Here is a 15,587-nt window from a genome sequence, read left to right as displayed (position 1 = left end):
AACGACGCCGAAATCATCCGCGCTATCGTCGCCATGGCCCGTAGCCTGAACCTGGAAATGATTGCCGAAGGCGTAGAGACCCTGGAACAACTGCAATTCCTGCAGGGGCTTGAATGCCATTTGTATCAGGGCTACCTGCATAGCCGGCCATTGCCGCTGGAGGCGTTTGAGCGGTTGTTGCCCTAGAGGAGGATTACAACCCTCCTACCTGGGATCGTTCCCACGCTCTGCGTGGGAATGCCTCAACGAACGCTCCGCGTTCGGTCTTTGTGACGCACAGCGTTTCCGGCTGCGTTCCCACGCAGAGCGTGGGAACGATCATGGCTCTGAAAGTCCAAAAGCTTTTTTGACAGCATCACATTTCAACAGGTTAGAATCGCTGGCACGCAGACTGCATGGTCAGTCTGTGCCCGCCCTCATGCTTTCCCGGAGTACTGCCTTTGACTGCGACGACCATCAACAGCCTGTTCTTGATCGGCGCGTTGCTGGTGAGTGCGAGCATTCTGGTCAGTTCGCTTTCGTCGCGCCTGGGGATCCCGATCCTGGTGATCATCCTGGCCGTGGGCATGGCAGCTGGTGTCGACGGCGCCGGTATCCTTTTCGACAATTACGCAACGGCCTATCTGGTCGGCAACCTCGCCCTGGCGGTCATCCTGCTGGACGGTGGTTTGCGCACGCGGGTGTCGAGCTTTCGCGTGGCGCTGTGGCCGGCGCTGTCGCTGGCAACGGTGGGGGTGCTGATCACCACCGGGCTGACCGGCCTGGCAGCGGCGTGGTTGTTCAACCTGAACCTGATCCAGGGCTTGCTGATCGGCGCCATCGTCGGCTCGACCGACGCCGCGGCGGTGTTCTCGCTGCTGGGCGGCAAGGGCCTGAACGAGCGGGTCAGCGCCACCCTCGAAATCGAGTCTGGCAGCAACGATCCCATGGCGGTGTTCCTGACCGTCACCCTGATCGGCATGCTCGCCAGCGGCGAAACCGGCCTGCATTGGAGCCTGCTCGGGCACCTGGTGCGCGAGTTCGGTATTGGCGCGGCGCTTGGCCTCGGCGGTGGCTGGTTGATGTTGCAGTTGGTCAACCGTATCAACCTGGCCAACGGCCTCTACCCGATCCTGGTAATCAGCGGTGGCCTGGCCGTGTTCGCCCTGACCAACGCCCTGCACGGCAGTGGTTTCCTGGCGGTGTACCTGTGCGGCCTGGTGCTGGGTAACCGCCCGGTGCGCAGCCGCCACGGCATCCTGCACATGCTCGATGGCATGGCCTGGCTGGCGCAGATCGGCATGTTCCTGGTGCTGGGACTGCTGGTCACGCCCCACGACCTGCTGCCGATTGCCCTGCCCGCCCTGGGCCTGGCGTTGTGGATGATCCTGTTCGCGCGACCGCTGTCGGTGATGGTCGGCCTGCTGCCATTCAAGGCGTTCCATGGGCGCGAGAAGGCCTTCATTTCCTGGGTCGGCCTGCGCGGTGCGGTGCCGATCATCCTGGCGGTGTTCCCGCTGATGGCCGGCCTGCCCCACGCCCAGCTTTATTTCAACCTGGCGTTCTTCATCGTGCTGGTGTCGCTGTTGGTGCAGGGCACCAGCCTGCCGTGGGTCGCCAAGTTGCTGCATGTCACCGTCCCGCCCGAGCCGCTGCCAATTTCCCGGGCGGCGCTGGAAGTCCATGTCACCAGCGAGTGGGAGCTGTTCATCTATCGCCTGGGCAAGGAAAAATGGTGCATCGGCTCGCCCCTGCGGGACCTGAAAATGCCCGACGGCACGCGCATCGCCGCGCTGTTTCGCGGCCAGCAACTGCTCCATCCGTCGGGTAGTACGGTGCTGGAAGTCGATGATCTGCTGTGTGTCATCGGCCATGAACACGACTTGCCAGCCCTCGGAAAACTGTTCAGCCAGGCACCGCAACGCGGCCTGGACCTGCGCTTTTTCGGCGACTTCGTACTTGAAGGAGACGCCCAGCTGGCTGCGGTTGCGGCGCTGTACGGGCTGAAGCTCGATGGCATCGATCCGGACATGTCCCTGGGTCGCTTCATTGCCCAGAAAGTGGGGGGCGCGCCGGTCGTTGGCGACCAGGTGGACTGGAACAATACCCTGTGGACCGTCGCGGCCATGGACGGGAACAAGATCGGCAAAGTGGGCGTCAGATTCCCCGAAGGAAGTCGCCCAGGTCCCGGCTTGTTCCTCTAAACTGCTCCCACTCTCATTTGCTCGACCGGTCACTATGCCTACCCTGCGCTCCTTTTTTGCCATCGCCCTGCTGGGCCTGAGTCTCTCCATCTGCACGCTGCACGCCGCCGAAGTCCCCACCAGTGATTCGGTACAGGCCAGCCTGGACAAGATTGCTGACCGCAAGCTACCGGAGGCCGACCAGAAAGCCCTGCAAGCCGTACTGCAAGGGACGCTGACCCAATTGAGCAACCAGGCTGACTACGAGCAGAAGTTGCATGCCCTCAAGCAGCAATTGGCCAACGCGCCGAAACAGAACATTGAGAACCAGCGCGAGCTGGCGCGGCTCAAAGGCACCAACGTGGTGCCGGTGGCGCAGCGCTACGCCAACCTGCCGGTTCCCCAGCTTGAGCAGATGCTCGCAGAGCGCTCCACCCAGCAGGGTGACCTGCAAAAAGCCCTGGCCGACGCCAACAGCCTGGTCATCACCGCCCAGACCCGCCCTGAGCGCGCCCAGGCGGAAATTTCCAGCAGCCAGACCCGCATCCAGCAGATCAACACCCTCCTCAAGGCCGGCCGGGACGCCGGTAAAACCCTGAGCGGCGAACAGCGCGACCAGCTCAACGCCGAGCTGGCTGCACTCAATGCATTGATTCCGCTGCGCCGCCAGGAACTGGCCGGCAACAGCCAGTTGCAAGACCTGGGCAACGGTCAGCACGACTTGCTGGTGGAAAAGATCGCCCGCATGGAGCAGGAAATCCAGGACCTGCAAAACCTGATCAACCAGAAGCGCCTGGCCCAATCCCAGGAGACGGTGACCCAGCAATCCATCGAGGCCCAGAAGGCCGGTAGCAGCAGCCTGCTGGCGACCGAAAGCGCGGCCAACCTGAAGCTCTCCGACTACCTGCTCAAAAGCACCGACCGCCTCAATGAAGTCACCCAGCAGAATTTGCAGACCAAGCAGTTGCTGGACAGCGTCACCCAGACTGACGCGGCCCTGGACGAGCAGATCAGCGTACTCAAGGGCAGCCTGCTGCTCTCGAAGATTCTCTACAAGCAGCGCCAGACCCTGCCACGCCTGAAGCTGGACCAGAACCTGGCCGACCAGATCGCCGATATCCGCCTGTATCAGTTCGAGGTCAGTCAACAGCGTGAAGCGCTGAACAATCCCGGCGCCTATGTGGACAACCTGCTGGCATCACAGCCTTCGGAGCAGGTCACGCCGCAACTGCGCAAGACCCTGCTGGACCTGGCTCTGACCCGCGTCGACCTGCTGGAACGGCTGAACCGTGAGTTGAGCGCGGTGCTCAACGAATCCATCACCTTGCAGCTCAACCAGAAGCAGCTGCTGAGCACCGCCCAAAGCTTGCGAGACACCCTCGAAGAGCAGATGTTCTGGATCCCCAGCAACAAGCCGCTGGACTTGGAGTGGATGCGGGCCGTGCCGGTGCGCCTGGAGAAACAGGTCGACTCGCTGCCCTGGGCTTCGAGCCTCAGCGAACTGGCCGATGGCCTGACCCAACGCCCCCTGCTGTTCCTGCCTCTGGCATTGCTGATTGGCGCGCTGCTGTGGCGGCGCAAGAGCCTGTATGCGCGCCTGAACAAAGTTCACCAAGACGTCGGCCACTTCAAGCGCGACAGCCAACTGCACACCCCCCAGGCCATCCTGATCAATATTCTACTGGCGATGCCGGTGGCCCTGGCGTTGGCGCTGTGCGGCTACGCCCTGCAGATCGACGCCCGCGGGCAGAACGCCAATCTCGGCGCGGCGCTGTTGCAGATCGGCCAGGCCTGGCTGGTGTTCTACACCGCCTACCGGGTGCTGGCGCCGGGCGGCGTGGCCGAGTTGCATTTCCGCTGGGAAAAACCCCAGGTCCAATTCCTCCAGGGCTGGGTTCGCCGTCTCGGGCTGGTGGTGTTGGCGCTGGTGGCCGTGGTGGCGGTGGCCGAGCTGCAACCTGCGGCCTTGGCCGACGACGTGCTCGGCATGCCGGTGGTACTGACCTGCTATGCCCTGATGGCGTGGCTGCTCAGTCGCCTGTTGCTGAGCAGCCCGACACACCAGAACGCCTCGTTGTTTCGCAAGGCCGTCGGGGTGATGTTTACCGCGCTGCCGATCGCGCTGTTCGTGGCCGTATGCTTCGGCTACTACTACACCGCGCTGAAACTCAGCGACCGGCTGATCAACACGTTGTACCTGCTGATGTTCTGGCTGGTGATCGAGGCCACGTTCGTGCGTGGCCTGTCGGTGGCGGCGCGGCGCCTGGCGTACCAGCGTGCCCTGGCCAAGCGTCAGGCCGCCAAGGAGGCCGGCGACGGCGAGGCGGTGGTCGAGGAGCCGACGCTGGACATCGAGAAAGTCAATGAACAGTCCCTGCGCCTGATCCGCCTGGCCCTGCTGGGCGGCTTCATCGCCGCGCTGTACTGGGTCTGGTCGGACCTGATCAGCGTATTCTCGTACCTGGACAACATCACCCTCTACGAATACACCAGCGGCACCGGCGCCAACATGAGCATGGTGCCCATCAGTATCGGCGACATGCTCGGCGCGCTGATCATCATCGGCATCACCTTTGCCCTGGCGCGCAACCTGCCAGGCCTGCTGGAAGTGTTGGTGCTGTCGAAGCTGAACCTGGCCCAGGGCAGCGCCTATGCCACCACTACACTGCTGTCCTATGTGATCGCCGGCGTCGGCTTCGTCACCACCCTGTCCACCCTTGGCGTGAGCTGGGACAAACTGCAATGGCTGGTGGCCGCGCTGTCGGTGGGCCTGGGCTTCGGCATGCAGGAAATCTTCGCCAACTTCATCTCGGGGATCATGATCCTGTTCGAGCGCCCGGTGCGCATCGGCGACACCATCACCATCGGCAACCTGTCGGGCACGGTCAGCAAGATCCGCATTCGTGCGACCACCATCACCGACTTCGACCGCAAGGACATCATCGTCCCGAACAAGACCTTCATCACCGGGCAACTGATCAACTGGTCGCTGACCGACACCGTCACCCGGGTCACCCTGAAACTGGGCGTGGACTACGGCTCGGACCTGGACCGGGTGCGCGAGCTGCTGCTCAAGGCCGCTCGCGACAACCCCCGAGTATTGAAGGAACCGGAACCGATCGTGTACTTCCTGAACTTCGGTGAAAGCACCCTGGACCACGAGTTGCGCATGCACGTGCGCGACCTCGGTGACCGTAACCCGGTGCTGGACGAGATCAACCGTTTCATCAACCGTGAGTTCAAGAAAGAACACATCAACATTTCGTTCCGGCAGATGGAGGTCTACCTGAAGAACCTCCAGGGCCAGGAATACAAACTGGTGCCCGTCGAGTCCGACAGCAAGACCCTCGCGCCCGCGCCATCGACCGCTGCCAGCATCAAACCGGTACCAGAGCCACCGCAACAGACACTCGACTGATCGCGGGATGCCCCGGGGCATCGCGCCGGAGACGGCCATGAAAACGCTGGAAAGCTTGACCTTCGATAACCGCTTCGCCCGCCTGGGCGACGGTTTCTCGGCCCATGTGCTGCCCGAGCCCATCGACAACCCGAGGCTGGTGGTCGCCAGTCCGTCCGCCATGGCGTTGCTCGACCTGGACCCGGCCGAAGCCCAGGCCCCGCTGTTCGCCGAGCTGTTCGGCGGACACAAGCTATGGGCCGAAACCGAACCTCGGGCCATGGTGTATTCGGGGCACCAGTTCGGTCATTACAACCCGCAATTGGGCGATGGCCGCGGGTTGCTGCTGGGCGAGGTGTACAACGAGGCCGGCGAACATTGGGACCTGCACCTCAAGGGCGCTGGCCAGACGCCGTTTTCACGGATGGGCGACGGGCGCGCGGTGCTGCGCTCCTCGATCCGCGAATTCCTTGCTTCCGAAGCCCTGCACGCCCTGGGCATCCCCACCACCCGCGCCTTGTGCGTGATCGGTTCGGACACCCCGGTCTGGCGCGAAAAGCAGGAGCGCGCCGCCATGGTGCTGCGCCTGGCGCCCAGCCACGTGCGCTTCGGGCACTTCGAGTATTTCTACTACACCAAGAAGCCCGAACTGCAAGCGGCCCTCGCCGAGCATGTGTTGAACCTGCATTTTGCCGAGTGCCGCGAGCAGCCGGAGCCGTACCTGGCGATGTTCCGCGAAATCGTCGAGCGCAACGCCGAGCTGATTGCCAAATGGCAGGCCTACGGTTTCTGTCACGGCGTGATGAACACCGACAACATGTCGATCCTGGGCATCACCTTCGACTTCGGGCCGTTCGCCTTCCTCGACGACTTCGACGCCAACTTCATCTGCAACCATTCCGATGACCAGGGCCGCTATTCCTTCAGCAACCAGGTACCAATTGGCCAATGGAACCTCAGCGCCCTGGCCCAAGCCCTGACGCCGTTCATCAGCGTCGAAGCCCTGCGCGAAACCCTCGGCCTGTACCTGCCGCTGTACCAGGCCCACTACCTGGACCTGATGCGCCGCCGCCTCGGCCTGACCAGCGCCGAAGAGGATGACCAGAAACTGGTGGAGCGCCTGCTGCAACTGATGCAGAACAGCGGCGTCGACTACAGCCTGTTCTTTCGCCGATTGGGTGAGCAGGCCCCCGAACAGGCCATCGCCCACCTGCGCGATGACTTCGTCGACCTCAACGGCTTCGACGCCTGGGGCGAGCTGTACGTGGCTCGCGTCCGCCGCGATGGGCCCGTCGATCAACCCCAGCGCCAGGCCCGCATGCACGCGGTGAACCCGCTGTATGTACTGCGCAACTACCTGGCGCAAAAAGCCATCGACGCCGCCGAGTCCGGCGACTACGACGAAGTCCGCCGCCTGCACACCGTACTGAGCAAACCGTTCGAAGAACAACCGGGCATGGACAGCTACGCGCAACGCCCACCGGAATGGGGCAAGCATCTGGAGATCAGTTGCTCGTCGTGATGCAGAATGCCCCGAGAACTTATCTGCCAGCGCAAGGCCGTGAAAGCAAACCTGTGAGAGCAAGGCTTGCCCGCGACACCTCGGTGGCACCAGGAACCGAGGCGCCTGTGTCGCGAGCAAGCTTTGCTCCCACAGCGAATCGTCAGATAAAGGTTTCTACCGAGACCTTGAGCGCTCGGCCAGGTATGACCCTTACCCCACCTTATCGTTCCCCTGCTCAGGCGTTTCGATGCCTGGTTCTGCCTCGGGGCCTTTGTCTTCGTCAGCCGGTTTTTCCTGAGGTTTTTTCTCGGGATAACCGGGCATGCCGGCGGCGTCTTCGGGGGTCAATTCATCCCGTTCGTGGCGATCGTCGGTGGCGTAGGCTGGAGCGGCGTTCGGGTCTTCGTCGCGGCCGGCGGTGCCGAGCACAAAGCCGTCGTCGTTGGGGCTGTTCAGCGTTGTGGAGAGGGTTGGGTCTTGAGGATTGCTCATGGGGCCTCCGGAATACGACAGGTGAGTCATATTTTTGAGGGCCAGACGCGCCGTCGGTGCAGTGCACCTGATGAATGGCACCGTCGATACCTGGCAGCCCCCAGAAGAAATCAGCGAAATCCCTGTGGGAGCCGAGCTTGCTCGCGATGAAGACGCCCCGATTTATCAGGAGACCGCGTTATCGTTCATCGCGAGCAAGCTCGGCTCCCACAAAAACATCCACAACTCGTCGCTTCAGCGCTAGGCCATGTCACTGTGGCTGAACTCCTCAGCCAGGAAATCGATCAGCGTGCGCACCGACGGCAGCAACCCGCGCCGTGAGGCGAAGATCGCATGGACGATCCCGCATTTGGGCGTCCAGCCCGGTACCAGTTCCACCAGCCGTCCCGCCGCCAGGTCCTCGCGCACCACCACGCTGGGCAGGTGAGCGATGCCGATGCCGGCCAGTACGGCGTGACGCAGGGCCAGCAGGTCGTCGGTGACCATGCGCGGCGCATGGCGGATCAACGCGCGGGCGCCGTCCGGGCCGAACAGCTCCCACTGGTACTCGCGCTGCGCAGAGCCCCAATGCACGCTCGGCAAGCCGTTGAGGTCCGCCGGGGAGACCGGTGACGACAAGCGCTGCAGGTAATCGGGGCTGCCCACCAGGCATTGCGTGCTGTTGCTCAGCACCTTCATGACCATGTCGGTGTTTTCCAGCGGCGGGAAGCGCACCCGCAAGGCGATATCGAAGCCTTCATGGATCAGGTCAACCCGACGGTTGGTGCTTTCGATGAACAATTCCACTCGCGGGTACTTGAGCATGTAGCGGGTCAGCATCGGCCCGACCCAGCTGTTGAGCAGTGCCGTCGGGCAACTGATGCGCACCAGCCCCTGGGGTTCGGAACGGTTGCGCTCGATCACTTCAGCCGCGCTCTCGGCCTCGACCCGCATCGCCAGACAACGCTGGTAATAGGCCTGGCCGATCTCCGTCAGCGTGCAGTGGCGGCTGGTGCGGTGGATCAGCCGCACCCCCAGCCGCTCTTCCAACTGGGCGATACGCCGGCTGAGCTTGGACTTGGGCATGTCCAGGGCACGACCGGCGGCGGCGAAACCGCCGTGCTCCACCACTTGGGTGAAGTAGTACAGCGTATTGAGGTCTTCGATGATCGTTCTCCAAATAGAACGCTAAGGCGGATTTTCGCAGTCTAGCGCATCAAAGGTGCCGGTTTTAATCTATGTCCATCGCTTAGGAACAAACATTCAAATCACTTACGCCGAACTGATCGGCACCCAAACTGACGAGGACTACGCCATGACCACTTCCTACAACCGCCTGGACAAAGACAACGCCGCCGTTCTGCTGGTAGACCACCAGGCCGGGCTGCTGTCGCTGGTACGCGACATCGACCCGGACCGTTTCAAGAACAACGTGCTGGCCCTGGCCGACCTGGCAAAATACTTCCAGCTGCCAACCATCCTCACCACCAGCTTCGAAACCGGCCCCAACGGCCCGCTGATGCCCGAGCTCAAGACCCTGTTCCCGGACGCGCCGTACATCGCCCGCCCTGGCCAGATCAACGCCTGGGACAACGAAGATTTCGTCAAGGCGATCAAGGCCACCGGCAAGAAGCAACTGATCATTGCAGGCGTCGTCACTGAAGTCTGCGTGGCCTTCCCGGCGCTGTCGGCCCTGGCCGAAGGCTTCGATGTGTTCGTGGTCACCGATGCATCCGGCACGTTCAATGAACTGACCCGTCAATCGGCCTGGGATCGCATGTCCTCCTCGGGCGCCCAGTTGATGACCTGGTTCGGCCTGGCCTGTGAACTGCACCGCGACTGGCGCAACGACGTGGAAGGTCTGGCGACATTGTTCTCCAACCACATCCCGGACTATCGCAACCTGATGACCAGCTACAACACGCTGACGAACGCTAAATAAAGCCGCAACGCCAAACCCCCTGTGGGAGCGAGCCTGCTCGCGATAGCAGTCTGACAGTCGATGCAACATTGACCGGTAGACCGCAATCGCGAGCAGGCTCGCTCCCACAGGTTTTTGCAGTGTTTTCGATATAGTGTTCGACCTGTGCCGATGATTTTGCCTGGAGACCGATTCAATGCTGATCCCCTGCCCCCACTGCAACGGGCTCAACCGCATACCCGCCGAACGCCTCGGCGACCAGCCCAAGTGCGGCCGCTGCAAGGCCCCGGTGCTGCTGGGCAAGCCGTTCGAACTCAAGCAAGGCGACTACACCAGCCAGATCAAAGGCGATCTGCCGTTGTTGGTGGATGTGTGGGCCGACTGGTGCGGGCCGTGCAAGTCTTTTGCACCGGTGTTCGAACAGGCCGCTGCGCAACTGACGGGCAAATGCCGGCTCGCCAAGCTCGACAGCGAGGCTAATCAGCAGCTGTCAGCACAATTGGGGATTCGCTCGATTCCCAGCCTGATCCTGTTCAAGGAGGGGCGGGAGGTTGCGCGTCAGAGCGGGGCGCTGCCTTTGGTGCAGTTGATGGGCTGGTTGCGTAGCCAGGGGGTTTGACCACTCCAATGTGGGAGCGAGCCTGCTCGCGATAGCGGACTGACAAACAACCTTTATGTTGGATGTGCCGCCGTCATCGCGAGCAGGCTTGCTCCCACACTTGGCTTTGTGTGGACCGGCAATCAAGCGCCTTCGAGCATCCCATGCAACTCCACGAACTGCTGGGTCAGCTTGTGCCGTGGGTCCAGGTGGATCAGCGGCAGGCTGGCCTGGTGGGATTCGCGCATGCGCACCGAGCTGCTCAGGTACACCGGCAGTACCGGCAGGCCCTCGGCAATCAGCTCGTCGAGAATCTGCTGCGGCAGGCTGGCGCGGGCCTGGAACTGGTTGACCACGATACCTTCGACTTCCAGGCCTTCGTTGTGGTCCTCCTTGAGCTCCTCGATCTCCGCCAGCAGGCCATACAGTGCCTGACGGGAAAAGCTGTCGCAGTCGAAAGGAATCAACACCCGATCAGCCGCGATCAACGCCGAAACCGCGTAGAAATTCAGGGCTGGCGGCGTGTCCAGGTAAATACGGTCGTAATCCTCTTCCAACTCTTCGAGCAATTTGCGCAGCTTATTGATCTTGTGTTTCGCCTCAAGCTTGGGCTGCAGATCCGTAAGCTCCGAGGTGGCAGTGATGACGTGCAGGTTCTCGAAGGGGGTCTCGTAGATATCCACCTTGTTCTTTTTCGAGAACGGCCCGGACGACAAGGTCTGCTTGAAGAAATCGGCGATGCCCATCGGTATGTCGTCGCCCGTCAGGCCGGTCAGGTATTGAGTGGAGTTGGCCTGGGCGTCCAGGTCCACCAACAGCGTGCGATAGCCCTCGCTGGCGCTGACCGCCGCCAGATTGCAGGCGATGCTGGACTTGCCCACGCCCCCTTTCTGATTGAACACCACACGCCGCATGACAAGACCTCCGTGTATCAAAGATTCCCGAGTGTAGTAGGCCGCGACACTGCTTCGCTACCTTCTACGTAGAAGGACTACAGCATCAGTGGCTTTTTCCAACAACGCGACGTCAATACGCCCGGAAAATGACGGAAAGCACCGACAGACAGGTTCGCTCTGATCGCGACAATGGGTGGTGCCTCACATTTGGTGGACCAACCCGTACATTTTGCTGAGCAAAATGTAACCAGCATTTGCTACAAGCCAACCGCACCGGGATAATGCGCGCCACTTGGGTCGCAAGACCATGCAGGGTTGAACGCGGTTCACATCGCTGACCGTGACAATAAAAGCCCGCAGGGGTGGAGTGAATTTTTGATCAACTTCAACATCGCCCAATGGCGCGCATGGGCCCCTGGGCTCGAAAGCGTGGACGATTGGCAGGCATGGAGCCGACAGCCGGTCGTGCTGGCCGCCAGCGATGCCGCCCCGGATGTATCGTTCCTGCCCGCCATGCAGCGCCGGCGCCTCAGCCGCCTGGCGCGGATGGCTTTCAGTGTCGGTTGGCCGCTGGCCGAGGATCGGCCGGACCTGCCGTTGGTCTTTATTTCCCGTCACGGCGAAACCCCACGCACGTTCGAGATCCTCAAGGACCTGGCGGCCGACCAGCCGTTGTCGCCGACCCAGTTCAGCCTGTCGGTGCACAACGCCGTGATCGGGCTGTGGTCGATCATGCGCGGCGAAACCAGCGAAATGACCGCCCTGGCCGCCACCGGCGACGGGCTGGAACACGGCGTGCTGGAAGCCGCCGCACTGCTGAACGAAGGGGCGCCGGCGGTGCTGCTGGTGATCACCGAAGAACAGCCGCCGCAGGTCTATGCGCCGTGGGTCGACGATGTGCCGTTTCCCTACGCACTGGCCCTGCTGCTGACCCCGGGCGACGACTGGCAACTGGACCTGTGCGCACCGACCGGCCAACCGCCGGGCAGCGACTGGCCCCATGCCCTGGATCTGTTACGTACCCTGCTGAACAACCAAACCACTTGCCAACATGCCTGGAAGAACCGTCTATGGACCTGGCAACGCAACCGGTGACCGGTAAACCACGCGACGCCTATTACTGGCGCCTGCTCGCGACCGCCGCCAGCTTCGCCCTGTTCGGGCTGGGCGGGCTGTGCCTGCGTGTGCTGGTATTCCCCTTGCTGGCCTGCCTGCCCGGCGATGCCCAGGCCCATCGGCAAAGGGCCCGTCGCACGGTGGGGCGGCTGTTCTGGTTCTTTATCCGTTTCATGGCCCGCACCGGCGTGCTCACCTACCAGATCGACGGCGCCGAAAGACTCGGCCGGCCCGGGCAGATGATCATCGCCAACCACCCGTCGCTGATCGACGTGGTGTTCCTGATCGGGCTGGTGCGCGACACCAACTGCGTGGTCAAGCAAAGCCTGTGGGACAACCCTTTCACCCGGGGCCCATTGCGCTCGACCCAATACATCAGCAATGACGGCAGCATGGACATGCTCGATGCCGCCAGCGATGCCCTGCAGGCAGGCCAGACCCTGATCGTCTTTCCCGAAGGCACGCGCACCCAGCCAGGCCAGGCGCCGGCGTTTCATCGGGGCGCGGCCGCCATTGCGCTGCGGGGTGCGAAAATCCTCACGCCCGTGACCATCAAGGTCAGCCCCACCACCCTGACCAAGGCCGAACCCTGGTATCGCATTCCCGAGCGCCGCGTGCACTTCAGTTTTCAGGTTGGGGCCGATATAGACCCACAGGCGTTTGCCGCGCTCGGCCCGCCGCCCCAGGCTTCGCGAAGGCTCAACGATTTTCTGCATCACTATTTCATCAAGGAGCTCGCCGAAGATGAGCGATCTGCACCGTGACATCAAACAGCTGATCATCGACGCCCTCGGCCTGGAAGACATCGGCATCGACGACATCGGCGACCACCAGACCCTGTTCGGCGAAGGCCTGGGCCTGGACTCGGTGGATGCCCTGGAGCTTGGCCTGGCGATCCAGAAACAGTACGGCATCAAGATCGACGCCGACGCCAAGGACACCCGTAACCATTTCAGCAATGTGGCAAGCCTTGCGGCCTTCGTCACTGCAAAACGCCCCTGAGACCGGACCATGCAAACTCGTGACGATATTTTCAACACCCTGCGCGATGCTCTGGTCGAGCTTTTCGAGCTGGACCCCGAGCGTGTGACGCTGGAATCGAACCTGTATCAGGACCTGGAAATCGACAGCATCGACGCGGTCGACCTGATCGATCACATCAAGCGCCAGACCGGCAAGAAAATCGCCGCCGAGGAATTCAAGTCGGTGCGCACCGTCAACGACGTGGTCGAGGCGGTCTATCGACTGGTCCAACCGGTCGCATGACCCGGCTGATTGGCCTCGGCCTGCTGCTGGCGGGCCTGCTGTACCCTTTTGCGGTGTATTTCGGCATGGAGCACTTCGCCCCGTGGCAGTTCGGGCTGCTGCTGGGGAGCCTGTGGCTGGCCCGGGCGATGCTTGGCAAAGGTGACCCCGCAAGCCGCTGGATGGCGGCCACGGCGATTGTATTTTGTGTGTTGCTCGCACTGTTCGACAGCCCGGCCCTGCTGCGCTGGTATCCGGTGCTGATCAGCGCGTTCATGCTCGGGCTGTTCGCCCTGAGCCTGAAATACGGCCCACCGGTGATCGAGCGCCTGGCCCGCCTGAGCGAGCCGCAGTTGCCGGCCAGGGCAGTGGTGTATACGCGCCAGGTCACCTGGGCCTGGTGCTGGTTTTTCCTGTGTAACGGTTTGCTCGCCGCCGCCCTGACCCTCTGGGCGCCGTTGAGCTGGTGGATGTTGTACACCGGCCTGATTTCCTACGGATTGATGGGGCTGCTGTTTGCCATTGAATGGCTCATACGACAACGGGTAAGAGGCCGCCCATGAATTGGATAACACTTGAGCAGATGCTGCTCGAGGCTCAGCCGGAGCGTGCCGTTGCGCTCGATCCGGCGCTGAACCACGCGCAACTGCAAGATGCCGCGCTGCGCCTGGCCGCCGGCCTGCAGGCCCGGGGCGTGCGGCACGTGGCCGTGCACCTGGAAGACGCCGCTGACCTCGCCATTGCCCTGCTCGGCGCCTGGCGCGCCGGCGTGCGCGTGCTGCTGCCCGCCGACCTGCAAGCGCAGACACGCCAGCGCTGGGCGGCAGAGGTGGACCTGTGGCTGACCGACCAGCCCGGCGACCCTCATCCCCGCGACGTGCAACAGGCCCAGATGGACGCCGCCGAACTGGACCTCGACCGCTGCTGGCTGAGCCTGTGCACCTCCGGCTCCAGCGGCGAGCCCAAGCGCATCGAGAAAACCCTGCGACAGTTGAGCAACGAGGTCCGGGCCCTGGAGCAATTGTGGGGCGCCGACCTTGGCCCGGCCTGCGTGATCGGCAGCGTTGCCGCCCAGCATATCTATGGCCTGCTGTTCCGCGTGCTGTGGCCGCTGTGCGCCGGGCGTACGTTCGTGCGTCGGCAACTGGCGTTCCCGGAAGACCTGCAACGCGCCAGCCGCGAGCACTCGGCGTTCGCCTGGGTCGCCAGCCCGGCGTTGCTCAAGCGCATGGGCGACAACCTCGACTGGACGGCCCTGAGCAGCGTACGCCGGGTGTTTTCTTCCGGCGGCGCGCTCCCGGCCGAGGCCGCGCAAAGCTTGCAGCAGCGCCTGGGGCAATGGCCAACGGAGATATTCGGCAGCTCGGAAACCGGCGGCATCGCCTGGCGCCAGGGCGGCGGCTTGTGGCAACCCTTCGCTGACGTCGAACTGAGCCAGGACAGTGACGGCGCTTTGCTGATCACCTCGCCCTATTTGCCGGCTGGGCACGTGGAGCACACGGCCGACGCGGCGCGGATTGACGAGGACGGGCGCTTCGAGCTGCTTGGGCGGCTGGACCGGATCGTCAAGCTCGAAGAAAAACGCATTTCCCTGCCGATGCTCGAACAGGCGCTGATGGCCCATGACTGGGTCAGCGAAGCGCGGCTGGGGGTAGTGCAGGAAAATCGTGCCTCGCTCGGCGCGCTGCTGGTGTTGAGCGAACCCGGCCTGCTCGCCCTGCGCAACCAGGGCCGACGCGCCGTGACCGAGGGCCTGCGCCGCCACTTGGGCGAGCATTGCGAAACCCTGGCCCTGCCACGGCGCTGGCGCTGGCTGCGGCAGTTGCCGCTCAACGCCCAGGGCAAGCTGCCCCAGGCCGAGGTTGAAGCGCTGCTGATAGCGCCGCGGCCAAAAGCCCCGGAACTCCTGGCGCAGCTCGAAACCGACGGCGAGTGGAGCCTGCAACTGGTCGTGCCGCCAGACCTGGCCTATTTCAGCGGCCACTTCCCCAGCGCGCCGGTCCTGCCGGGGGTGGTGCAGGTCGACTGGGCCATGAGCCTCGGTCGTCAACTGCTGGACCTGCCGCCCCGGTTCGTCGGCATGGAAGTGCTGAAGTTCCAGCAACTGGTACGCCCCGGCGATGAACTCCAACTGCACCTGCGCTTCGATCGCGAGCGCGGCAAACTGTACTTCGCCTACCGCAACGATACGGCGGCGTGTTCCAGTGGGCGGATTGTGTTGGGGATGGCTGATGACTAACCCAAGTATCGCCACAAGGGATTTGCGCAGGACACACA

Annotated in this window: 16 protein-coding genes; 13 read left to right on the top strand and 3 right to left on the bottom strand. The window is 63.0% G+C overall.

From position 1 onward, the window contains the following. The 4 genes from J7E36_RS03660 to selO form a co-directional block, all read left to right on the top strand. The coding region (locus J7E36_RS03660) for an EAL domain-containing protein (protein ID WP_214999974.1) at window positions 1–186 on the top strand (186 nt) is incomplete at its 5' end. 254 nt (window positions 187–440) lie between these two features. Continuing rightward, window positions 441–2,183, top strand: coding sequence for a potassium/proton antiporter (locus J7E36_RS03655; protein WP_214999972.1), 1,743 nt, complete (start codon window positions 441–443; stop codon window positions 2,181–2,183). A gap of 34 nt (window positions 2,184–2,217) precedes the next feature. After that, window positions 2,218–5,580 (top strand): mechanosensitive channel MscK, encoded by a 3,363-nt coding sequence (gene mscK, locus J7E36_RS03650; RefSeq protein ID WP_214999970.1) that lies wholly within the window; start codon window positions 2,218–2,220, stop codon window positions 5,578–5,580. Between the two features lie 37 nt (window positions 5,581–5,617). Beyond that, a complete protein-coding gene (selO, locus tag J7E36_RS03645) occupies window positions 5,618–7,081 on the top strand; it encodes a protein adenylyltransferase SelO (RefSeq protein ID WP_214999969.1) in 1,464 nt (487 codons plus the stop codon). A gap of 192 nt (window positions 7,082–7,273) precedes the next feature. On the opposite strand, the gene J7E36_RS03640 is transcribed toward selO, so the two are convergent. Then, complete coding sequence (locus J7E36_RS03640) at window positions 7,274–7,555, bottom strand: hypothetical protein (protein ID WP_214999967.1); 282 nt, start codon at window positions 7,553–7,555, stop codon at window positions 7,274–7,276. A 70-nt stretch (window positions 7,556–7,625) separates the two neighbouring features. On the opposite strand from J7E36_RS03640, the gene J7E36_RS03635 reads away from it, so the two are divergent. Next, window positions 7,626–7,799 carry a hypothetical protein gene (locus tag J7E36_RS03635; RefSeq protein ID WP_214999965.1) on the top strand — a complete coding sequence of 58 codons (174 nt, stop codon included), beginning with the start codon at window positions 7,626–7,628 and terminating at the stop codon, window positions 7,797–7,799. On the opposite strand, the gene J7E36_RS03630 is transcribed toward J7E36_RS03635, so the two are convergent. Continuing rightward, window positions 7,796–8,701 (bottom strand): LysR family transcriptional regulator, encoded by a 906-nt coding sequence (locus J7E36_RS03630; protein WP_214999982.1) that lies wholly within the window; start codon window positions 8,699–8,701, stop codon window positions 7,796–7,798. The genes J7E36_RS03635 and J7E36_RS03630 overlap by 4 nt on opposite strands. 148 nt (window positions 8,702–8,849) lie before the next feature. Here J7E36_RS03630 and ycaC point away from each other — a divergent pair, with 148 nt between their 5' ends. Both ycaC and trxC read left to right on the top strand, forming a co-directional pair. Then, complete coding sequence (gene ycaC / locus J7E36_RS03625; RefSeq protein ID WP_025211469.1) at window positions 8,850–9,476, top strand: isochorismate family cysteine hydrolase YcaC; 627 nt, start codon at window positions 8,850–8,852, stop codon at window positions 9,474–9,476. A 175-nt stretch (window positions 9,477–9,651) separates the two neighbouring features. After that, the gene (gene trxC / locus J7E36_RS03620; RefSeq protein ID WP_214999963.1) at window positions 9,652–10,074 is read left to right on the top strand and encodes a thioredoxin TrxC; all 423 of its coding nucleotides are present in this window, start codon (window positions 9,652–9,654) and stop codon (window positions 10,072–10,074) included. 122 nt (window positions 10,075–10,196) lie between these two features. On the opposite strand, the gene J7E36_RS03615 is transcribed toward trxC, so the two are convergent. Then, a complete protein-coding gene (locus J7E36_RS03615) occupies window positions 10,197–10,967 on the bottom strand; it encodes a ParA family protein (protein WP_214999961.1) in 771 nt (256 codons plus the stop codon). 357 nt (window positions 10,968–11,324) lie between these two features. On the opposite strand from J7E36_RS03615, the gene J7E36_RS03610 reads away from it, so the two are divergent. From J7E36_RS03610 to J7E36_RS03585, 6 genes are read left to right on the top strand one after another with little or no spacing between them, the layout of a single operon-like run. Further along, window positions 11,325–12,044: a beta-ketoacyl synthase chain length factor gene (locus tag J7E36_RS03610; protein WP_214999959.1), complete on the top strand. Its 720-nt coding sequence runs from the start codon at window positions 11,325–11,327 to the stop codon at window positions 12,042–12,044. After that, window positions 12,020–12,829 (top strand): lysophospholipid acyltransferase family protein, encoded by an 810-nt coding sequence (locus J7E36_RS03605; protein WP_214999957.1) that lies wholly within the window; start codon window positions 12,020–12,022, stop codon window positions 12,827–12,829. Before J7E36_RS03610 ends, J7E36_RS03605 begins: the two co-directional genes overlap by 25 nt. Then, the gene (locus J7E36_RS03600) at window positions 12,810–13,067 is read left to right on the top strand and encodes a phosphopantetheine-binding protein (RefSeq protein WP_042727925.1); all 258 of its coding nucleotides are present in this window, start codon (window positions 12,810–12,812) and stop codon (window positions 13,065–13,067) included. The genes J7E36_RS03605 and J7E36_RS03600 overlap by 20 nt, the downstream gene beginning before the upstream one ends. A gap of 9 nt (window positions 13,068–13,076) precedes the next feature. Beyond that, window positions 13,077–13,331 (top strand): acyl carrier protein, encoded by a 255-nt coding sequence (locus J7E36_RS03595; RefSeq protein ID WP_214999955.1) that lies wholly within the window; start codon window positions 13,077–13,079, stop codon window positions 13,329–13,331. Beyond that, window positions 13,328–13,873 (top strand): hypothetical protein, encoded by a 546-nt coding sequence (locus J7E36_RS03590; protein ID WP_214999953.1) that lies wholly within the window; start codon window positions 13,328–13,330, stop codon window positions 13,871–13,873. The genes J7E36_RS03595 and J7E36_RS03590 overlap by 4 nt, the downstream gene beginning before the upstream one ends. Further along, complete coding sequence (locus tag J7E36_RS03585) at window positions 13,870–15,549, top strand: acyl-CoA synthetase family protein (protein ID WP_214999951.1); 1,680 nt, start codon at window positions 13,870–13,872, stop codon at window positions 15,547–15,549. Before J7E36_RS03590 ends, J7E36_RS03585 begins: the two co-directional genes overlap by 4 nt. The last annotated feature ends 38 nt before the right edge of the window (window positions 15,550–15,587 follow it).

Source organism: Pseudomonas fluorescens, from assembly GCF_018614775.1.
Lineage (GTDB): Bacteria > Pseudomonadota > Gammaproteobacteria > Pseudomonadales > Pseudomonadaceae > Aquipseudomonas > Aquipseudomonas fluorescens_BY.
The sequence above is the reverse complement of the archived record's forward strand: the minus strand, read 5'-3'. Positions and strand labels throughout refer to the sequence as shown.

Coding starts and splice junctions, on each gene's coding strand:
- mscK (WP_214999970.1), top strand. CDS start 2,218: ATGCCTACCCTGCGCTCCTTTTTTGCCATCGCCCTGCTGGGCCTGAGT.
- selO (WP_214999969.1), top strand. CDS start 5,618: ATGAAAACGCTGGAAAGCTTGACCTTCGATAACCGCTTCGCCCGCCTG.
- J7E36_RS03640 (WP_214999967.1), bottom strand. CDS start 7,555: ATGAGCAATCCTCAAGACCCAACCCTCTCCACAACGCTGAACAGCCCC.
- J7E36_RS03635 (WP_214999965.1), top strand. CDS start 7,626: ATGAATGGCACCGTCGATACCTGGCAGCCCCCAGAAGAAATCAGCGAA.
- ycaC (WP_025211469.1), top strand. CDS start 8,850: ATGACCACTTCCTACAACCGCCTGGACAAAGACAACGCCGCCGTTCTG.
- trxC (WP_214999963.1), top strand. CDS start 9,652: ATGCTGATCCCCTGCCCCCACTGCAACGGGCTCAACCGCATACCCGCC.
- J7E36_RS03615 (WP_214999961.1), bottom strand. CDS start 10,967: ATGCGGCGTGTGGTGTTCAATCAGAAAGGGGGCGTGGGCAAGTCCAGC.
- J7E36_RS03605 (WP_214999957.1), top strand. CDS start 12,020: ATGGACCTGGCAACGCAACCGGTGACCGGTAAACCACGCGACGCCTAT.
- J7E36_RS03600 (WP_042727925.1), top strand. CDS start 12,810: ATGAGCGATCTGCACCGTGACATCAAACAGCTGATCATCGACGCCCTC.
- J7E36_RS03595 (WP_214999955.1), top strand. CDS start 13,077: ATGCAAACTCGTGACGATATTTTCAACACCCTGCGCGATGCTCTGGTC.
- J7E36_RS03590 (WP_214999953.1), top strand. CDS start 13,328: ATGACCCGGCTGATTGGCCTCGGCCTGCTGCTGGCGGGCCTGCTGTAC.
- J7E36_RS03585 (WP_214999951.1), top strand. CDS start 13,870: ATGAATTGGATAACACTTGAGCAGATGCTGCTCGAGGCTCAGCCGGAG.